Source organism: Nocardiopsis lucentensis DSM 44048 (genome assembly GCF_000341125.1).
Taxonomy (GTDB): domain Bacteria; phylum Actinomycetota; class Actinomycetes; order Streptosporangiales; family Streptosporangiaceae; genus Nocardiopsis; species Nocardiopsis lucentensis.
In genome coordinates, this window is sequence record NZ_ANBC01000880.1 from 1 (window position 1) to 3,338 (window position 3,338).

The window sequence follows — 3,338 nt, forward strand, 5'->3', positions numbered from 1 at the left end:
CCCTGACGGCCTACGACCACTGACCCCTTGGAATTACTCATCTAGGGGAGGGTGAGGATCTCCGAGCCGGAGTCGGTGATGACGAGCGTGTGCTCGAACTGGGCCGTCCACGAGCGGTCGGCCGTCACGGCGGTCCACCCGTCGTCCCACATGTCGTAGTCCACCCCGCCGAGCGTGATCATCGGCTCGATGGTGAACGTCATCCCCGGCTCCATGACGGTGTCCGCGCGCGGGTCGTCGTAGTGCGGGATCACCAGACCCGAGTGGAACTCCGGGCCCACACCGTGACCGGTGAAGTCCCGGACCACGCCGTAACCGAAGCGCCTGGCGTAGGACTCGATGACCCGGCCGATGACGTTGATCCGCCGACCCGGGCGGCACGCCTTGATCGCGCGCATCGTCGCCTCGCGGGTCCGCTCGACCAGAAGACGGTTCTCCTCGGCCACGTCTCCCGCCAGGAACGTGGCGTTGGTGTCACCGTGCACGCCGTCCTTGTACGCGGTGATGTCGATGTTGACGATGTCACCGTCGGAGACCACGGTGTCGTCGGGGATGCCGTGGCAGATCACCTCGTTGAGCGAGGAGCACAGCGACTTCGGGTAGCCCTTGTAGCCGAGCGTGCTCGGATAGGCGCCGTGGTCGAGCAGGAACTCGTGGCCGATCCGGTCCAGCTCGTCCGTGGTCACCCCCGGCTCGACGTGCTTGCCGACCTCCTGGAGCGCCTGGGCGGCGATCCGTCCGGCCTCGCGCATCCGCTCGATGGTCTCGGGGGTCTGCACGTCACCGAGAACGCCCTCCACCGGGTGCTTCCGTCCGACGTACTCCGGCCGGACGATGTGGGAGGGAACCGAACGTTGTGGCGAGATGCGCCCAGGAACCAGCGGAGTAGTCATGGACACAGATTGTAGTTCGTGCCTACCACCGTACGAGTTCGGCGATCCGGGCCCGACGGGTGTGAGGGGTGCCCCGCCAGGGGTTGGGAGCTGTTCCCGGTCTTGTCGGCTGCTGTTAGTCATAACCGGACGAACAGTCCCGCTGTCCCGGGGCCTTTCGCTGTCGTGGCGCTGTGTGTCGGTGTCCTTCGCTACCGTGATCACCACCGATCAGGGAAAGGGGGTGAGCCGGTGGGCCGTAAGCGCCGCGCCACGCGTCGAACGCGCGTGCTGGCCGCCCCGTTCACCGTCGCCCCGCCCACGGGTGCGCGGATTCGTGACCGGCTGCGGGTGAGCGAGGCCGATGAGCGTGTCCTGGTCGTGCTCGGTACCCACCTGGGGTCCCTGGCCCGTGCCGACCTGGCCGAACGTGTGCGGATCGGCATGGTTCCAGTCAGGCAGAACCGGCGGGCCGAACGTAAGGAGGCGTTGACGAAGGTGTCCTCATCGCGGTGGGCGGGGGCGATCACCCGCACCTCGGAGGACCAGTACCAGCTCGCGGTGCGGTCCCTGTTCGACGAACGCGCCATGCTCACCCGCGCCATCCGCACGCTCCGGCGGCGCCTGTCCGTACCGTGCGGCCAGCGCCGGGACGGGGTGCGCGGTTACGCCGACACTTCCGAGCGCTGGCAGAAGAAGCGCCGTCTGGGAGTGCTCACTGCCCGTCTGGCCTAGGTCGAGGCGCGGATCGAGGCCGGTCGTCCGGGGATCGTGGTCGGCGGAAGGAGACTGCTGCACACCCGTCACCACCTGGCCGACGCCGCTCTGTCCGAGGCCGAGTGGCGCCGCAGGTGGGAGGCATCGCGGCTGTTCCTGACCGCGGACGGCGAGACCGGCGCGCCGTTCGGCAACTACACCATCACCGTCCACCCCGACGACGGGTCGGTCACCGTCGCCCTGCCCGAGGCGTTGAGGCATCTGGCCAACGCGCCCCGGGGCCGGTATCTGCTCTCCTGCACGGTGCGGTTTTCCCACCGCCGTGACGAATGGCTGGACCGTGTCACCGCCGGCCGGGCGGTGCGCTACGACCTCACCCACGATGTCGAGCGGGGCCGCTGGTACGTGGACGTGTCCCGGGCGGTGGAGAACCCGACCCCGCCCACCCCTGATGAGCTCTCCGCACAGGGGGTGCGGTTGTTGGGGGTGGACCTGAACGCCGACCACCTGGCCGCCTGCGTCCTCGACTCGCACGGCAACCCCGTCGGCGCTCCCTTCACCGTCCCGCTGGAGTTGACCGGCCCCACCAACACCCGGGACGGACGGCTGCGCGCCGCCATCAGCCAGCTCATCCGGCTTGCCCACCAGCACGGCTGTGCCGGGGTGGCGATCGAGAACCTGGGTTTCACCGACGCCCGCCAGACCGGGCGGGAGACGATGGGCCGGGGCAGGCGCGGTAAGACCTTCCGTCGCACGGTGGCGGGGATCCCCACCGCCCGGTTCCGTGACCGGCTGCGGGGGATGGCCTCCCACGCCGGTTTGGTGGTGGTCGCGGTCGACCCCGCCCACACCTCGGTCTGGGGGCGCCGGTACTGGAAGGAGCCGCTCCAACAGCAGACCAGGGGGAAGACCAATGTCACCGTGACGGGGCATCATGCCGCGTCGGTGGCGATCGGACGGCGCGCCCTGGGGTGCGGGATCCGGCGTCGGTCAGGCCGCGCACACGACCGGAGGATCGTGTGCGCGGAGCCGACGACCAGAACGGACCCGCCCCCGGGGCGAGGGGGACCACGGGCCCACGCGGGATACCGGGCACACCCTCTGGGGTAGGTAAGACCCGGGTACGCCCGCGTGACCGGCTCGTGCTGTCCTGCGATCTCCAGGACCGTTCGGGAGATCACCGGGCCAGGGGCCCGGATTCATATGGTTCGGCCGACACTGGCCAACTCACATAGGAATGGTAGGTGCGGGACATCCGTTCCGGACGACGAGAGGCGGGCGACGGTGAGTGAGATACACGGCGGCGACTGGTGGTACTGCCTGAAGCACATGCGGGTCGAACAGGGTGCGGGCTGCCCCAACCGCGAGCGCATGGGGCCCTACGAGGACGAGGCCACGGCCGCGCGGGCGCTCTCCATCGCGGCCGAGCGCAACGAGGAGTGGGAGGCGGAGGAGGACCGCTGAGGCCGGGGCGCGCGTTCCCCTCCCGCTCCCCTCTGGCAGGATCGGCGTTCATCCCCTCCCCGGGCGGGAGGGGGGAGCGCCGCGGCGCCCACGACTCCGTCAACGACCGTCTCGTCCGGGAGGAAGCCTGATGACCGAACCGACCACGCCCGAGGGCGTCGACATCGCGGGCAGGACCGTCGCCGTCCTCGGGGGGACGGGCGACCAGGGCCGGGGGCTGGCCCGCCGGTTCGCCCTGGCCGGGCACAGCGTCCTCATCGGCTCCCGCAGCGCCGAGCGGGCCGC

5 protein-coding genes are annotated in these 3,338 nt (G+C 70.3%); 4 read left to right on the forward strand and 1 reads right to left on the reverse strand.

Annotated features, from left to right (window positions below; genetic code table 11):
• Positions 1-41: 41 nt before the first annotated feature.
• Positions 42-893: a type I methionyl aminopeptidase gene (gene map, locus D471_RS0130200; protein WP_083924426.1), complete on the reverse strand. Its 852-nt coding sequence runs from the start codon at positions 891-893 to the stop codon at positions 42-44.
• Positions 894-1,124: 231 nt separating this feature from the next.
• On the opposite strand from map, the gene D471_RS41440 reads away from it, so the two are divergent.
• The 4 genes from D471_RS41440 to D471_RS37000 all read left to right on the forward strand — a co-directional run.
• Positions 1,125-1,607, forward strand: coding sequence for a hypothetical protein (locus D471_RS41440; RefSeq protein WP_206538986.1), 483 nt, complete (start codon positions 1,125-1,127; stop codon positions 1,605-1,607).
• Between the two features lie 36 nt (positions 1,608-1,643).
• Positions 1,644-2,699 carry a hypothetical protein gene (locus D471_RS36995; protein WP_017602069.1) on the forward strand — a complete coding sequence of 352 codons (1,056 nt, stop codon included), beginning with the start codon at positions 1,644-1,646 and terminating at the stop codon, positions 2,697-2,699.
• A 174-nt stretch (positions 2,700-2,873) separates the two neighbouring features.
• A complete protein-coding gene (locus tag D471_RS41055) occupies positions 2,874-3,053 on the forward strand; it encodes a hypothetical protein (protein ID WP_017602070.1) in 180 nt (59 codons plus the stop codon).
• Positions 3,054-3,183: 130 nt separating this feature from the next.
• The coding region (locus D471_RS37000) for an NAD(P)-binding domain-containing protein (protein WP_040692011.1) at positions 3,184-3,338 on the forward strand (155 nt) is incomplete at its 3' end.

Coding starts and splice junctions, on each gene's coding strand:
- map (WP_083924426.1), bottom strand. CDS start 893: ATGACTACTCCGCTGGTTCCTGGGCGCATCTCGCCACAACGTTCGGTT.